This is a genomic window from Streptomyces sp. NPDC030991 (assembly GCF_055571235.1).
In genome coordinates, this window is record NZ_JBVIFR010000008.1 from 343,723 (window position 1) to 357,323 (window position 13,601).

At 68.9% G+C, this 13,601-nt stretch carries 17 protein-coding genes and 1 tRNA gene; 14 read left to right on the top strand and 4 right to left on the bottom strand.

Annotation, left to right across the window (positions count from 1 at the left end; genetic code table 11):
• The first annotated feature begins 2 nt into the window (after positions 1–2).
• The 13 genes from ACZ45E_RS18335 (at position 3) to ACZ45E_RS18395 (ending at position 10,838) form a co-directional block, all read left to right on the top strand.
• Positions 3–2,186, top strand: a complete 2,184-nt coding sequence (locus tag ACZ45E_RS18335; RefSeq protein WP_468221894.1) for a hypothetical protein — start codon at positions 3–5, stop codon at positions 2,184–2,186.
• Between the two features lie 226 nt (positions 2,187–2,412).
• On the top strand, positions 2,413–2,604 hold the full coding sequence (locus ACZ45E_RS18340; protein WP_468221895.1) for a hypothetical protein: 192 nt from the start codon (positions 2,413–2,415) through the stop codon (positions 2,602–2,604).
• A 24-nt stretch (positions 2,605–2,628) separates the two neighbouring features.
• On the top strand, positions 2,629–3,135 hold the full coding sequence (locus ACZ45E_RS18345; protein WP_468221896.1) for a hypothetical protein: 507 nt from the start codon (positions 2,629–2,631) through the stop codon (positions 3,133–3,135).
• A 14-nt stretch (positions 3,136–3,149) separates the two neighbouring features.
• Positions 3,150–3,539, top strand: a complete 390-nt coding sequence (locus ACZ45E_RS18350) for a hypothetical protein (protein ID WP_468221897.1) — start codon at positions 3,150–3,152, stop codon at positions 3,537–3,539.
• 10 nt (positions 3,540–3,549) lie between these two features.
• The gene (gene ssb / locus ACZ45E_RS18355; protein ID WP_468221899.1) at positions 3,550–4,005 is read left to right on the top strand and encodes a single-stranded DNA-binding protein; all 456 of its coding nucleotides are present in this window, start codon (positions 3,550–3,552) and stop codon (positions 4,003–4,005) included.
• A 90-nt stretch (positions 4,006–4,095) separates the two neighbouring features.
• Positions 4,096–4,827 carry a DNA methylase gene (locus ACZ45E_RS18360; protein WP_468221900.1) on the top strand — a complete coding sequence of 244 codons (732 nt, stop codon included), beginning with the start codon at positions 4,096–4,098 and terminating at the stop codon, positions 4,825–4,827.
• Positions 4,824–5,543 carry an SAM-dependent methyltransferase gene (locus ACZ45E_RS18365; protein WP_468221901.1) on the top strand — a complete coding sequence of 240 codons (720 nt, stop codon included), beginning with the start codon at positions 4,824–4,826 and terminating at the stop codon, positions 5,541–5,543. Before ACZ45E_RS18360 ends, ACZ45E_RS18365 begins: the two co-directional genes overlap by 4 nt.
• Positions 5,540–6,448: a bifunctional DNA primase/polymerase gene (locus tag ACZ45E_RS18370; protein ID WP_468221903.1), complete on the top strand. Its 909-nt coding sequence runs from the start codon at positions 5,540–5,542 to the stop codon at positions 6,446–6,448. The genes ACZ45E_RS18365 and ACZ45E_RS18370 overlap by 4 nt, the downstream gene beginning before the upstream one ends.
• A gap of 124 nt (positions 6,449–6,572) precedes the next feature.
• Positions 6,573–7,244 (top strand): hypothetical protein, encoded by a 672-nt coding sequence (locus tag ACZ45E_RS18375; RefSeq protein WP_468221904.1) that lies wholly within the window; start codon positions 6,573–6,575, stop codon positions 7,242–7,244.
• Positions 7,245–7,433: 189 nt separating this feature from the next.
• Positions 7,434–7,760 (top strand): hypothetical protein, encoded by a 327-nt coding sequence (locus ACZ45E_RS18380; protein WP_468221906.1) that lies wholly within the window; start codon positions 7,434–7,436, stop codon positions 7,758–7,760.
• Positions 7,757–9,019 (top strand): DUF3631 domain-containing protein, encoded by a 1,263-nt coding sequence (locus tag ACZ45E_RS18385; RefSeq protein ID WP_468221907.1) that lies wholly within the window; start codon positions 7,757–7,759, stop codon positions 9,017–9,019. Before ACZ45E_RS18380 ends, ACZ45E_RS18385 begins: the two co-directional genes overlap by 4 nt.
• A gap of 157 nt (positions 9,020–9,176) precedes the next feature.
• Complete coding sequence (locus tag ACZ45E_RS18390; RefSeq protein WP_468221908.1) at positions 9,177–9,365, top strand: helix-turn-helix transcriptional regulator; 189 nt, start codon at positions 9,177–9,179, stop codon at positions 9,363–9,365.
• A gap of 60 nt (positions 9,366–9,425) precedes the next feature.
• The gene (locus tag ACZ45E_RS18395; protein ID WP_468221910.1) at positions 9,426–10,838 is read left to right on the top strand and encodes a tyrosine-type recombinase/integrase; all 1,413 of its coding nucleotides are present in this window, start codon (positions 9,426–9,428) and stop codon (positions 10,836–10,838) included.
• A gap of 134 nt (positions 10,839–10,972) precedes the next feature.
• Here ACZ45E_RS18395 and ACZ45E_RS18400 read toward each other — a convergent pair.
• Positions 10,973–11,054: transfer RNA gene (locus ACZ45E_RS18400), tRNA-Tyr, on the bottom strand.
• Between the two features lie 213 nt (positions 11,055–11,267).
• On the opposite strand from ACZ45E_RS18400, the gene ACZ45E_RS18405 reads away from it, so the two are divergent.
• The gene (locus tag ACZ45E_RS18405) at positions 11,268–11,756 is read left to right on the top strand and encodes a YajQ family cyclic di-GMP-binding protein (protein WP_468221911.1); all 489 of its coding nucleotides are present in this window, start codon (positions 11,268–11,270) and stop codon (positions 11,754–11,756) included.
• Between the two features lie 155 nt (positions 11,757–11,911).
• Here the strand turns inward: ACZ45E_RS18405 and ACZ45E_RS18410 are convergent, their stop codons facing one another.
• The 3 genes from ACZ45E_RS18410 to htpX all read right to left on the bottom strand — a co-directional run bounded on the left by ACZ45E_RS18410 (position 11,912) and on the right by htpX (position 13,565).
• Positions 11,912–12,184 (bottom strand): GlsB/YeaQ/YmgE family stress response membrane protein, encoded by a 273-nt coding sequence (locus ACZ45E_RS18410; protein ID WP_468221912.1) that lies wholly within the window; start codon positions 12,182–12,184, stop codon positions 11,912–11,914.
• A gap of 128 nt (positions 12,185–12,312) precedes the next feature.
• On the bottom strand, positions 12,313–12,705 hold the full coding sequence (locus tag ACZ45E_RS18415) for a YccF domain-containing protein (RefSeq protein ID WP_468221913.1): 393 nt from the start codon (positions 12,703–12,705) through the stop codon (positions 12,313–12,315).
• Positions 12,702–13,565, bottom strand: a complete 864-nt coding sequence (gene htpX, locus ACZ45E_RS18420) for a zinc metalloprotease HtpX (RefSeq protein ID WP_468221914.1) — start codon at positions 13,563–13,565, stop codon at positions 12,702–12,704. The genes ACZ45E_RS18415 and htpX overlap by 4 nt, the downstream gene beginning before the upstream one ends.
• Between the last annotated feature and the right edge of the window lie 36 nt (positions 13,566–13,601).

Consider the following 13,601-nt stretch of genomic DNA (forward strand, 5'->3'; position numbering starts at 1 on the left):
TCATGTCGACACACACCGAGGCCAACGTGAGCACCAAGAAGAGCAGCAAGAAGGCCGATTCTGCGGTGGAACTGAGCACGGGCCCGGTGTGGGACTGGGCGGCCGGTCACGGACCCGTGACCGGCGCCCTGTCCGCCACCACCGGCGCCTTCGCCGTCGCCACCTGTGGCGCCGCCGGCGGCATGCCGCCCGGCTGGGCCCTGGCGGTGGGCAGTGCCGGCGCGCTCGGGCACGCCGCGGCCGGTCTGCGGCTGCGCAACGCCGGGCGCACCATCGCCGCCCGCGCCTCCTCCTGGCTCATCGGCGGCGGCTGGACCGCCTGGGCCATGACCCACGGCCCGCTGACCTGGGAAGCGCTCGGCTCGCTCGCCGCGATCGGCGTCGGGATGGGCACCGTGACCCGGTCCACCAACCTGTACGAGGAGGCCCGCGAGGAGGAAGCCCTCGCCGCCGAACACCGGCAGATCACTGCGGAACTGTCCGCCGAGCGCCGGGCGATCGCCGAGGAGTGGGCCGCCCGCATCGAGCGCGTCTGCGGCCTGCGACTGCGGATCCTCGCAGTCGAGAAGTGGGAGGCCGGGACCGGGTTCACCATCGACGCCGAACTCCCGGGCGGCGCCACCTACGACGCCATCGCCAAGAAGTCGGCCGGCCTGTCCGCCGACGCGCGCCTGCCGCACGGCTGCACCGTCACCGCGGGCCCGGGCGTCCACCAGGGCCGCACCCTCATCGATGTCGGCACCACCAACGTCCTGGAGGGCGAGACCCCCTACCCCACCGGATACGGGCCACTGTCCATCCAAACCGGCATCCCGTGGGGCTACCGCTCCAACGCCGACGAGATCCTCACCTACCTGCGCGAGCAGTGCGCCTTGGTCGTCGGCCCGACCGGGTCCGGCAAGACCAACATGGTCCACGTCATCCTCGCCGGGTTCGCCCGCGCCACCGATGTCCTCACCTGGGTCATCGACCTCAACGCCGGATCCGCCGGCCTGCCCTGGGTGCTGCCCGCGCTGGAGTCCCACGGTGCGGGGCGCCCGGTGCGGCCCGGGGTGGACTGGCTCGCCTCCACCTATCAGGAGGCGATGCTGATGCTCGACACCGCGCTCGCGGTCGCCCGCTACCGCAAGGTCGCCTACCAGGACCTGCTCGCGCGGGAGAACACCGACCTGCTCCCCATCGGCCCCTCGATCCCGCAGATCGAGCTGGTCATCGACGAGGGCGCGGAGATCCTCACCAGCACCGACCGGGCGGTGCGCAAGCTCGGGGAGAAAATCCTCGAAGTCATCCGCATCGCCCGCGCGATGGGCGTACGCACCGTGCTCACCGCACTCGGCGCCACCGGCTCCGTGCTGGGCAACCTGATGATCCGGCGGGAGGCCAAGGTACGGGCCGCGCTCACCGGCGGCGAGACCGAGGGCATGGACCTGTCCAAGATGTTCCCCGGTTCCCGCGGCCTGCGCCCCGAGCAGGCCCCCTACAAGGGCTCGGGGTTCATGGGCACCCCCGAGTCACCGGTCGGTCTGTTCAAGGTCTGGCGGATCAAGCCCCACCAGATCCGCGAGATCGTCCACGCCACCAGCGAGCGGCACCCGCGCCTGGACGACATCAGCGCGAAAGCCGCGGGGGAGGCGTACGCGCGGCGGTGGGACGCCGACCGTATCGCCTGGATGCACGATGGCACCCCGAACACCACACCGGCCGCCGGTCCGGCCGCGTCCGGTGCCGAGCAGTCGGGCGGCCGGCGTGGGCTGAACCTGGCTGCGCTGCGCGAGCAGGACGACGCCCCTTCGGGCGGCTCGCACGGCGCGGACGCACTCGCGGCCGAGTTCCGCAAGCAGATCGACGCCACGTTCGGCACCGCGCCCGAACCGCGCAGCGAACGCCCGCGCCCGGACCGGCCGGAACGTCCGGGACTGAACCTGTCCGCCTTCCGCAAGACCGACGGCGAACCGCCCGCCCCGAGCGAGACGGAGCCGGTCGAGGGTCCGGAGTGGCTGGCGCAGGTGATCGACGCGATCGAGTCCACCGGGGCCATGGGCATGAAGCCGTCCGCGGTCGCGGACCTGGTCGGCAAGGACCGCAAAACTGTCCGCGCCGCCCTCCGCGATGCGGTCGCACGGGGGCAGTTGGCCTACCGCGACAATGGCCCGCACTCGGTCTACGTCCACCCCGACCACACCTAACCGCCGCTTACGTTCCGCTACTGGGTAGTGGGTAGTGGGGCACGCCCCACTACCCACTAGATCACCCCAGTAGCGTCACAAGGCCCGTGAACAGGCGCCTTTCTAGTGGGGCCCCACTACCCACTACCCAGTAGCCACACCCCACTACAACCACACACCGTCACCGTCGAGCGGGCGGCACCATCCACGTGGTGCCGCCCGCCGGCCGTTCCTTGGGAGGCCGCTCGTGATCGTGACCCTGTCCGCCGTCGCCCTCTTCGGGCTCCTCACCCTCATCCTGCTGCGAGGCCGCTACGTCGGCCCGCTCGCCGCGATCGCGGTGTTCCTGTTCGGGTTCTTCACCGCCGACACCGGAGCCTCCACCGCCATCCGCGCCGTGCTGCGCGCGCTGCTCGACGCCGCCCACAACGTCTCCTGACCACCTCGCCCGGAGGGCCCCGCCATGACCGAGTACGAGCAGCCGACCTCCGTCACGTGGTCGCCGCGGATGAGTGACGCCGCCGCCAACGCCGAGGCCCGCCGGATCATCGACGAGGTCTACCGTCCCGCCCCGCCGCGGCGGCCAGTTCCTACCTCGTTCCGCGACGAGAGTCCCACCCCGCTGTTCGGGGACGCCGAGCCCGTCCAGCAGGACGACCACCGGGTCGTGCCCGCGTGGGCCGCCGGCATCGCGGTCGCCTCCATCGGCATCGGCGCCGGCACCACCGGAATCGGATGCGGGATTTGGCTCGTGCTGAAGGGATTCGCCTCCATGAGCGTCACCGGCGTCGTCTGCATGGGCGTGCTGTTCTCCGGGGCCGCGTTCGCCGCGCTGTCCATCGGCGCCGCCTTCTCCCGCGCCCGGCGCTCCGTCTCCAAGCACGTCTACACCGGTCCGGTCACCAAGAACACGCACGTCACCACCCACACACGCGGACTCTCCCGCACGAACAACACCTTCCACGGCTGAGCAGAGGAGCACCCATGGCCAGTAAGCCCGTGGACCCGGTCCAGCATCCGCAGGATGCGGCCGAGGCACTGCGTAAGTTCAACCACGCCACCTACGCCACCACCCACAACCCCCGCCCCCTCCCGGACCCCGGTGAGGCATACCGGGCGATCGCCGCGTACACCGCGCTCGCCCACCGCCTGCCGCAGGGCTTCGAGCACATCGGCAACGCCCTGGACGACCTTGCGGAGGCCGGCCACCTCACCGCCAACCACGGCGACGTGGACCACCACGTGACCGCCGCCATCGACGCGCTGAACGAGGCCGACGGCCTGGCCCGCTCCCTCGCCGCCGTCCTGGAACGCGCCCACAGCGCCACCGGCGTACTCGGCTACAACGACCCGACTTCCATCCCTGACGCCTGAGGAGGCACCCATGTCGTTCGGAGAGACCCCGATCACCGTGATCGGCAACCTGACCGCCGACCCCGAGCTGAAGTTCACCGACGGCGGGGCCGCGCTCGCGAAGTTCACTATCGCCGCCACCCCGCGCGTCTTCGACCGCGAGAGCAACCAGTGGAAGGACGGTCAGGCCACCTTCTTCCGCTGCGCGGCCTGGCGCCAGCTTGCCGAGCATGCCGCGGACTCGCTGACCAAGGGCGCCCGCATTGTCGCCCATGGACGCATCCGCCAGCACGACTGGAAGACCGACCAGGGCGAGAACCGCTCGATGCTCGTCATGGAGGTCGACGAGATCGGCGCGAGCATCCGCTTCACCACCGTCACCGTCAACGCCAAACGGCCCGCGCAGTCCGCGCCCGCCGCGGGTGACGACGCATGGACCACCACCGCGTCGGCCGGCAAGCAGGAGAGCGACGAACCCCCCTTCTAGCTGCGCCAAGGGCGGCCCCCACTCTCGCCAAAGAATCCGGGGCCGCCCTTGTCCACCCGTCCTCAACAAACCTGACGGAGGTCTCCCAGCATGACGCAACCCACCGACTTCCGGCGAGACGGCCACCGGCCGTTACTGCTGGACCTGTACTCCTGCGCCGGCGGCGCCGCCACCGGCTACGCCCGTGCCGGGTTCGCCGTGGAAGGCTGCGACATCGCCGACCGGCCCAACTACCCCTTCCCCTACCACCGGGGAGACGCCCCCACCCGGCTCGCCGCGCTCATCGACTCCGGGGAGATCGAGCGGTACGCGTTCGTGCACGCCTCCCCGCCCTGCCAGGCCAAGTGCGCGCTCACCGTGGGCACCAACCGCTCGCGCGGTTGGGGCGGCACCCACTCCGACCTGGTGGCGCCCACCCGCGCTCTGCTGGAAAGGGCCGGCCTGCCCTACGTGCTGGAGCAGCCCAACGGACAGGCCGAGATCCGCAAGGACCTGACCCTGTGTGGGGAGATGTTCGGCCTCGGGGTGATCCGGCACCGCAACTTCGAGGTGAGCGGCTGGAGCGTCGGGCAGCTGGCCCACGTCCCGCACCGGGGCCGGGTGCGCGGCTATCGGCACGGCCGGTTCTATGACGGCCCATACGTCGCCGCGTACGGCAACGGTGGCGGTAAGCCGTCCATCCCGGAGCTTCAGGCCGCGCTCGGCATGGACTGGACTGACGTGCGCGAGGAGCTGACCGAGGCCATCCCGCCCGCCTACACCGAATTCATCGGCCGCGCCGCCCTCGCACAGCTCAACGCCGTCCTGGGGGTGGCCGCGTGAACGCCCGCGTGCTGCCGCTGCGACGACCCAACGGGCTGCGGGTGCTGGACGCCTTCTGCTGCTCCGGTGGCATGGCGATGGGCTTCTACCTCGCCGGGTTCGAGGTGGTCGGTGTGGACATCGAGCCCCAGCCCAACTACCCCTTCACCTTCCACCAGGGCGACGCGGTCGACTTCATCGAGCGCCACGGCGCGGACTTCGACCTGATCCACGGCTCCCCGCCCTGCCAGGCGTGGACGCCGCTGAACGCCTACAACCACAAGAGCTATCCCGAGCTGATCGCCCCCACCCGGGCCGCGATGCGCGCCACCGGTCGGCCGCATGTGATCGAGAACGTGGAGGCCGCACGTGCCGAGCTGATCGACCCGGTGCGACTGTGCGGGCCCACCTTCGGTCTGTGCATGTACCGCCACCGACTGTTCGAGACCAGTTTCCCGCTCGCCGAGCCGGCCCACCCGGCGCATACGGCGCTCTGCGTGCGCAATGGCTACCTGCCCACACCGGAGAAACCGTTCATGACCATCACCGGCGGCGCCCACTCCCGGGCCTGGCAGAACGCCGCGTGCGACGCCATGGGCATGCCCTGGATCAAAGTCCCGGCCGGCGGTGACATCAAGTCCGGCATCCGCAAGGTCTGTGAGGCCATCCCACCCGCCTACAGCGAGTACATCGGCCACGCCTACCTCACCGCCCACGCCCTGGAGGTGGCTGCATGAATCCCACGACCACCCTCACCCTCCTCGCCTGGGCCCTGGAACCGGCCAGCCGCGGCTGGCCCGTCTTCCCGCTCCGACCCGGCGACAAGCGGCCCGCAGGCCACGCCGAACGCCTCTGCCCCGCAACCGGACGCTGCGCGAACGGACACCTCAAGCCTGAGCAGCGCGCCACCCTCGACCGCGATTTGATCGTGGCGGCGTGGACCGGCCAGCCGTACAACATCGGCATCGCCACCGGCCCCTCAGGGCTGCTGGTCGTCGACTTGGACGTGAGGAAGGCGGATGAGCCAGAAGGAGCGCCTGACGGCGCCACTTCGTTGCAAGCGCTCTGCGAGCGCGCCGGCCAGACCCTCCCGTCCACCTATCAGGTGCGGACTCCCAGTGGAGGTCGCCACCTGTATTTCCGCGCTCCGCGGGGGGACAAGCTCCGCAACACTGCGGGTCTGCTCGGGCCGATGGTCGACACTCGTGCCTGGGGCGGTTACGTGGTAGCACCCGGCAGCACCACATCCGCAGGAGCCTACGAGGTCATCGATCCGGCACCGGTCGTAGATCTACCGATCTGGCTACTGGAGCGGCTTCGGCCACGCAACCTACCCATACAACGTCCCACCTGCGTCCAATTGGATCGGCAAGTCCCATCGAACCGATATCTGCGCTCCGCGATCGATGGAGAACTGGAACGCGTGACCCGCTCTGGGCCAGGCCAGCACAACACAGCTCTATACCGAGCTTCGGTAGCGCTGGGGCAATTGGTCGCAGGTGGTGAGCTGGCGACTCACGAGGTCACAGAGTGGCTCGCCGCCGCAGGCATCAGCGTCGGTCAGGGCGAGCGTGAGGCACGAGCCACGATCGCGTCTGGCCTGCGTGCAGGAGCCAGCAGGCCGCGCAAAGTGGGTAGTTGACTCGGTTGGCTACGCCAATCGGCTGCAACATGCGGGGGAGGGCCCGCTCCTTCCCCATGTTGCAGCCGTCTTTCACGCCGGTCCGCCTTGACGGACCCGACCGCATCAGGGAGAAGCCGCCTTCATGACCACCGACGCGCCCGTTGAAACCGACGAACTCATACAGAGAGCCGCCGCGGCGTTTCAACCGATCGCCGGAGAGCCTTCGCCTTTCGGAGATCCGGTGGGCTACCCCTTGTACGGCCAGCAGGTCACTCTCTCCGGCTTCGCTGATGAGGCGGCGCTGGCAAAGGCCGTTCTAGGCCGCCTGGAGCCCTGGTTCGAAGTCCAGCGTGAGGTTCCCGGTGTCCACCCGACCGGCGAGCGATGCCGCATAGATGCGGTACTCAGGCCACGTGACGCCCACCGCTGGAAGAACCCGCACGTTGCACTAGGGGTCGAGTTCAAGGCGTGGAACTCGCACGTGGCCGAGGCCAGCAGAAAGGACCAGATCGGCTGGGTCGCACAGGCGATCGACTACTCGATGACGAACTGGGGAGATTACGGCCGCCTTCCCATCCTCATGTGCCCCGACCCGTTCTTCCGCGACCGCAACCGGCCGGGCAACGGACTCAGCGCCATCGGCGGCTTCGTGGACGGCCTGCTGGGCCAGTACAACATCGGCTTCCTGACGCTCTTCAACGGTGCTGGCCTGGCGATGCTCATGTACGGCAACAACAACATTTGGTACGAGCGCCGAGGCGTCGCCAACGGCAAAAACTGGGCCCTGAACCCCCGCACCGGACACCGTCGGTAGCCCGCTCTTTCACCACACGGATCCGGGGCGGTCGCCTCATCTCGCCAAAGACACGCGACCGCCCCGGCCTGCCCCTGCCCTCTCACGAGACCAGGAGATATCAAGCATGACTGACTACGCCGTCCCACCGCGACTCTCCGACGAAGGCCACACGCACAGGGCACGCCCGCAAACGAAGGTGAGGACCGTATGAACGGTCCGCGCTTCGCCGACCACACGGCAGCCAGCCCTCCGGCTATGCGGCCGAAGGACGACGCCGAAGGCGTCCTTTCAGCCCTCCCCTGCACCCTCCTCACGGAACAGGAAGCCAGCGCGCCGCCCACGCCGTGGGTGGTCGGATCCCTGAACATCAAGATGCCCCACCGGCGCACCCCCACCGCCCGCTCCACCTGCGCATGCGGACGCGATGTCACCGCACGCGGAGCCGACCAGATCCGGGCGCTCACCGAATCTCACGCCTACCACCGCACCGTGTGCGACCTGCACAACGCCCAGGAAAGGCGGCACGCCGCATGAACCAGACCACGCCGGCTACGCCGATCGACGGCGCCGCCCTGCTCGACGAGGTGGAAGCCTTCCACCGCCGCTTCAACGTCTTCCCCACCGAACACGCCTATGTCGCCGTCGCGTTGTGGGACGCCCACGCGCACCTCATGGACGCGCTCGACGGCACCGCCCGCATCGCCTTCCTCAGCCCCGAACCCGGATCGGGCAAGTCCCGCGCCCTGGAGATCATCGAAACGCTCACCCCGCGCGCGGCGACCACCGTCAACGCCTCCGCGAACGCCCTGTTCCGGCTGGTCTCCGCCGACGAGGGCACCCCCACGCTCCTCTTCGACGAGATCGACACCGTTTTCGGCCCCAAGGCCGGCGGGAACGAGGAGGTTCGCGGGTTCCTCAACTCCGGCTACCGGCGCGGCGCCAAGTCCCTGCGCTGCGTGGGCGACGGGTCCGACCAGAAGGCCGGGTTCTTCCCCTCGTTCTGCGCGGTCGCCATGGCCGGACTCGGCTCGCTGCCGGACACCATCCTGACCCGCTCCGTCATCATCCGGATGCGCAAGAAAGCCCGGAATGAGAAGTGCGAGCCCTACCGGCGCCGGGTCCACGAGAAGCAGGGCCACGCCCTGCGCGACCGGCTCGCGGAGTGGACAGCCACTGTGCACGACCAGATCGCGGAAGCCTGGCCCGAGATGCCCGAGGGCGTCACCGACCGGCCCGCCGACGTGTGGGAGCCCCTGCTCGCGGTCGCCGACGCGGCCGGCGGGCACTGGCCCGAGCGAGGGCGCGCCGCCTGCCTCGCGCTCATCAAGGCCGCCACCGACGGAGACGAAGCCTCCCTCGGGGTGCGGCTGCTGACCGACCTGCGTGACCACGTGTTCTGCGGAGTCGACAAGATGCCCACCGCCGCCATCCTCGAAGTCCTCCTCTCCCTGGATGACGCGCCGTGGGATGACATGAGCGAGGACGGACAGGCCGTGAAGCCGCTCACCGCCCGCCGGATGTCCAAGCTCCTGAGCCAGTACGTGCGCCCGGACAACACCCCGATCAAGCCCAAGGGCATTCGGGTGGGCAGCACCACCCCCAAGGGCTACTACGCGGAGGATCTGAGCGACGCCTGGGCGCGCTACTGCCCCCCTCCCCCCGGAGAGTCCGCAACATCCGCAACAGCCGCAACACCGCAGGTCAACGGCGGTGACTTTGTGGCGGAAGACCCTTCCGAGACCCGCCACATGTTCGCGGAAACCGACACACCCACCCTCCGCAGCGTCGGCTGACACTGCCCACTCCGCAGGGGCCGCCAGACCACGCGTCCGGCGGCCCAATCCGCAACAGAAACACATCCGCCACAGATTTCAGGCGTCTGACCTGCAATGTTGCGGCGTGGCGGATGTTGCGGATTCCCCAGAAGGCAAGAGACGAGGAGACGCAACGATGGCACGCCCCCAGATGCTCAAGCTCCCCGAAGTCCTCGACGAAATCGGCATGAGCCGCCCCGCCTTCTACCGGATGCGCGCCCGCGGCCAAGCACCCCGAATCCGCAAGCTCCCCAACGGCCAGCTCCGCGTCAGCCGCACCGATCTGGACGCCTGGTGGGAGAGCTGCGAAGAACGCGCCGCCTGACGCAACCATCCCAAAGGCCCGCCTCTACTGGAGGCGGGCCTTCTCATTGCCCGGAGAGCCATGCCCCTCACGTACGACGTCCGCGTCTACAGCATCGAGACACGCCGCGACCGCCCGAAGCCCTACCGCGTCCGCTGGCTGGTCGGATCTCAAAAGCACTCCAAGAGCTACACCGTGAAAGCCCAGGCAGATGGCCGCCGTTCTGAGTTGATGACAGCTCTCCGCAAGGGGGACCAGTTCGACGTGGACTCGGGCCTCCCCGCCTCCGAACTCCGCGCGCTGAACGGCTCCGTGACTTGGTACGAGCACACCCGTGCGTACATCGACCGCAGGTGGGACCGGCTCCCTGCGAAGTCCCGCCGCAACGACGCGGACGCCCTGGCCACCATCACGCCCGCACTCGTGAAGACGACCGCCGGTCGCCCGTCGGCCCGTTCGCTCCGCACCGCCCTCTACGGATGGGCGTACAACAAGAGCCGTTGGGATCAGGAGCACCCCGCCGAAGTCGCGGACGCTCTGCGCTGGCTGGAGAAGAACTCTCTGCCCGTCTCAGCCCTCGAAGACCCCGAAACCCTCCGCGCGGCGCTCGATGCTCTGTCGACGCTGCTCGATGGCTCTCGCGCGGCCGGACGTACGGCCAATCGCAAGCGTGCCTGTCTCAGTGACGTTCTCGGACTCGCGCTGGAACGGCGGTACTTCACCATCCCTGTGAACCCACTGAGCACGGTGAAGTGGTCCCCTCCAAAGTCTACGGAGGAAGTTGACCCTGCGAGCGTCGCGAACCCTCGGCAGGTTCGGGAGCTCCTGGCCGGCGTACGCGCACAGGGCGACCGCGGCGCCCACCTCGAAGCCTTCTTCGGTTGCCTCTATTACGCCGCCATGCGCCCCGCTGAGGCAGTGGGCCTGACCGCGTCGCAGTGCTACCTCCCCAAGCGTGGTTGGGGCCGCCTCACGCTCCGCGGCGGCATTGTCCACGCCGGCCACGGCTGGACGGACGACAACCGGGCCCACCAGGACCGCCACTTGAAGGCGCGAGCCGCACGAGATTCGCGAGTGGTGCCGATCCCACCGCACTTCGTGTCCATGCTCCGATGGCACCTCATTCGCTACGGCGCGGCCCCCGATGGGCGCCTCTTCCGTACGAGCCGCGGCGGTGTGATTCAAGACACAGGTTATGGCGAAGTCTGGGCCGCGGCGCGGAGCGAAGCGCTCTCCCCCACCGAGGCGGCATCGCCGCTCGCCCGCCGCCCGTACGACCTCCGGTGCGCCGGCGTGTCCTTTTGGCTCTTTTCCGGAGTCGACCCGATGGAGGTGGCCCGTCGCGCCGGACACTCCGTGGCCGTGCTGCTCCGGGTCTACGCGAAGGTTCTGGCGCAGGCTCAGGATCGAGCGAACCGCCAGATCGAGGCTGGCCTGCGGGAATGGGACGGAAACGGCGCGTCCCCCGGGGGACGCCTGGGGGACACACGCTGATCAGGGCCGGGTCACCCCCGAGACCTAGTGAGACAAGCTTCGCTTTTCGGGCGGCTCTCGAACCCCGGTGTTCGAGCAAAAAAGACCCCCCTCCGAACTGCGTTTCCGCAGTTCGGAGGGGGTCTCCCCAAGTGTGGCGGCGCCAGGATTCGAACCTGGGAAGGCTGAGCCGGCAGATTTACAGTCTGCTCCCTTTGGCCGCTCGGGCACACCGCCTTGGGTTTGCTGCCTCAGGCCCCGCTCGGTGGCGGTGCTCGCTGGCAACGACGTAAACAATACCTGATGCACGGGGGTGCTTCGCCACCTGATTGATCGCCGGTGGGGTGCGAGGCGGTGGCTAGGCTTTGCATGCGGCGCAACGCCTCGGTGCGCGCCCGACCAGAACCCGATCGGACCCCGATCAGTCCCCGATACAAGGAGCCACAGGACATGGCCGACTCCAGTTTCGACATCGTCTCGAAGGTCGAGCGGCAGGAGGTCGACAACGCCCTCAACCAGACCGCCAAGGAAATCTCGCAGCGCTACGACTTCAAGAACGTCGGCGCGTCCATCTCCTGGTCCGGCGAGAAGATCCTGATGGAGGCCAACTCCGAGGAGCGGGTCAAGGCCATCCTCGACGTCTTCCAGTCCAAGTTGATCAAGCGCGGTATCTCGCTGAAGTCGCTGGACGCCGGTGAGCCGCAGCTGTCCGGCAAGGAGTACAAGATCTTCTCCTCCATCGAGGAGGGCATCTCCCAGGAGAACGCCAAGAAGGTGGCGAAGACCATCCGCGACGAGGGCCCCAAGGGCGTCAAGGCGCAGGTGCAGGGCGAGGAGCTGCGGGTCAGCTCCAAGAGCCGCGACGACCTCCAGGCCGTGCAGGCGCTGCTCAAGGGCAAGGACTTCGACTTCGCGCTGCAGTTCGTGAACTACCGGTAGGCCTCCTGGCAGGTGTACACCTGGATGCCTGCATAGTTGCGTGCCGTAAGCGCCTGCCGCAGGTACCCGCGCGGAAGGCCGCGTAGAGGGTTACGTGGATGAAGGGGCGGTGCCCGGTCGGGCACCGCCCCTTCATTGCTGCCGCCCGCCCGTGCTCAGCGGCGACTGCGCGAGTCGCCGAAGAAGATGCGGTAGGCGATCAGGAGGACGAGCGCGCCGCCGATCGCGGAGACCCAGGTGGCCGTGTCGTAGAAGTCCTTGGTGATGGGGCGGTCCAACCAGCGGGACGATATCCAGCCACCGATGAAGGCTCCCGCGACGCCTATGAGCGTGGTGCCGATCAGGCCGCCCGGGTCGCGGCCCGGGAGCAAGAGCTTGGCTACGGCACCGGCGAGCAGTCCGAGAATGATCCAGCTGATGATGCCCATGCCGTGTTCTGCCCCTCTGTTGTGCCGACTCGCGCGCGATGCAGCTCGCCGCGATGTTGCCCAGAAGGACGAGAATCAGGCGGGGGACGGTTGCGGCGACCTGGGGACGAGTGCGGGGACGGTGCCGCTCAGCGGGCCGCGAACGGCTGGTCCGTGGAGACGATGTCGCGGCCCAGCGGCATCAGCGACACGGGGATCAACTTGAAGTTGGCGATACCGAACGGGATGCCGATGATCGTGACGCACAGGGCGATGCCGGTGAAGATGTGGGCCAGCGCCAGCCACCAGCCGGCGAGAACCAGCCACAGCACGTTGCCCACGCAGGACGGCGCGCCCGCGTCCCTGCGCTCGACTGTCGTGTACCCGAAGGGCCACAGGGCGTACACGCCGATCCTGAATGCCGCCACGCCGAACGGAATGCCGATGATCGTGACGCAGAGCAGCAGGCCCGCAAGCACATAGCCGAGGAACAGCCAGAAGCCGCTCAGGACCAGCCAGATGATGTTCAGGATTGTCTTCACTGTTGGCGACCTGCCATCTGCTCGAGCCGGGCGATCCGCTCCGCCATGGGCGGGTGCGTGGAGAACATCTTCGACATTCCCTGACCGGGGCGGAAGGGGTTGGCGATCATCATGTGGCTCGCCGTCTCGATGCGGGGCTCGGGCGGCAGCGGGAGCTGCTTCGTCCCCGCGTCGAGCTTGCGCAGGGCGCCGGCCAGGGCCAGCGGGTCCCCGGTCAGCTGGGCGCCGGAGGCGTCGGCCTCGTACTCCCGGGAGCGGCTGATGGCGAGCTGGATGAGGGAGGCGGCGAGCGGGCCCAGAATCATGATCAGGAGCATCCCGAAGATGCCGGGGCCCTCGTCGTCGTTCGAGCGGCCGACCGGGATGAGCCACGCGAAGTTGACCAGGAACATGATCACGGAGGCGAGGGCGCCGGCGACCGACGAGATCAGGATGTCGCGGTTGTAGACATGGCTGAGCTCGTGCCCGATGACGCCGCGCAGCTCACGCTCGTCCAGGAGGCGCAGGATGCCCTCGGTGCAGCACACCGCCGCATTGCGCGGGTTGCGGCCCGTCGCGAACGCGTTCGGCGCCTCTGTCGGGGAGATGTACAGACGCGGCATGGGCTGGCGGGCCTGGGTGGAGAGCTCGCGGACCATGCGGTAGAGCGCGGGCGCCTCGAACTCGCTGACCGGGCGGGCCCGCATCGCGCGCAGGGCCAGCTTGTCGCTGTTCCAGTACGCGTACGCGTTCGTCCCGATCGCGATGACGAGTCCGATGACAAGCCCCGTACGGCCGAAAAAGCTGCCGATGACGAGGATGAGGGCGGACAGTCCCCCGAGGAGTACTGCTGTCTTCAACCCGTTGTGCCGGCGGTGCACGGTACGCCCTCCTGATGGTGCGGCAGGGGAACCCAC

Excerpts from the sequence above, each read along its gene's own strand:
- ACZ45E_RS18335 (WP_468221894.1), top strand. The coding sequence starts at position 3 with ATGTCGACACACACCGAGGCCAACGTGAGCACCAAGAAGAGCAGCAAG.
- ACZ45E_RS18345 (WP_468221896.1), top strand. The coding sequence starts at position 2,629 with ATGACCGAGTACGAGCAGCCGACCTCCGTCACGTGGTCGCCGCGGATG.
- ACZ45E_RS18350 (WP_468221897.1), top strand. The coding sequence starts at position 3,150 with ATGGCCAGTAAGCCCGTGGACCCGGTCCAGCATCCGCAGGATGCGGCC.
- ssb (WP_468221899.1), top strand. The coding sequence starts at position 3,550 with ATGTCGTTCGGAGAGACCCCGATCACCGTGATCGGCAACCTGACCGCC.
- ACZ45E_RS18360 (WP_468221900.1), top strand. The coding sequence starts at position 4,096 with ATGACGCAACCCACCGACTTCCGGCGAGACGGCCACCGGCCGTTACTG.
- ACZ45E_RS18370 (WP_468221903.1), top strand. The coding sequence starts at position 5,540 with ATGAATCCCACGACCACCCTCACCCTCCTCGCCTGGGCCCTGGAACCG.
- ACZ45E_RS18375 (WP_468221904.1), top strand. The coding sequence starts at position 6,573 with ATGACCACCGACGCGCCCGTTGAAACCGACGAACTCATACAGAGAGCC.
- ACZ45E_RS18380 (WP_468221906.1), top strand. The coding sequence starts at position 7,434 with ATGAACGGTCCGCGCTTCGCCGACCACACGGCAGCCAGCCCTCCGGCT.
- ACZ45E_RS18385 (WP_468221907.1), top strand. The coding sequence starts at position 7,757 with ATGAACCAGACCACGCCGGCTACGCCGATCGACGGCGCCGCCCTGCTC.
- ACZ45E_RS18390 (WP_468221908.1), top strand. The coding sequence starts at position 9,177 with ATGGCACGCCCCCAGATGCTCAAGCTCCCCGAAGTCCTCGACGAAATC.
- ACZ45E_RS18395 (WP_468221910.1), top strand. The coding sequence starts at position 9,426 with ATGCCCCTCACGTACGACGTCCGCGTCTACAGCATCGAGACACGCCGC.
- ACZ45E_RS18405 (WP_468221911.1), top strand. The coding sequence starts at position 11,268 with ATGGCCGACTCCAGTTTCGACATCGTCTCGAAGGTCGAGCGGCAGGAG.
- ACZ45E_RS18410 (WP_468221912.1), bottom strand. The coding sequence starts at position 12,184 with ATGGGCATCATCAGCTGGATCATTCTCGGACTGCTCGCCGGTGCCGTA.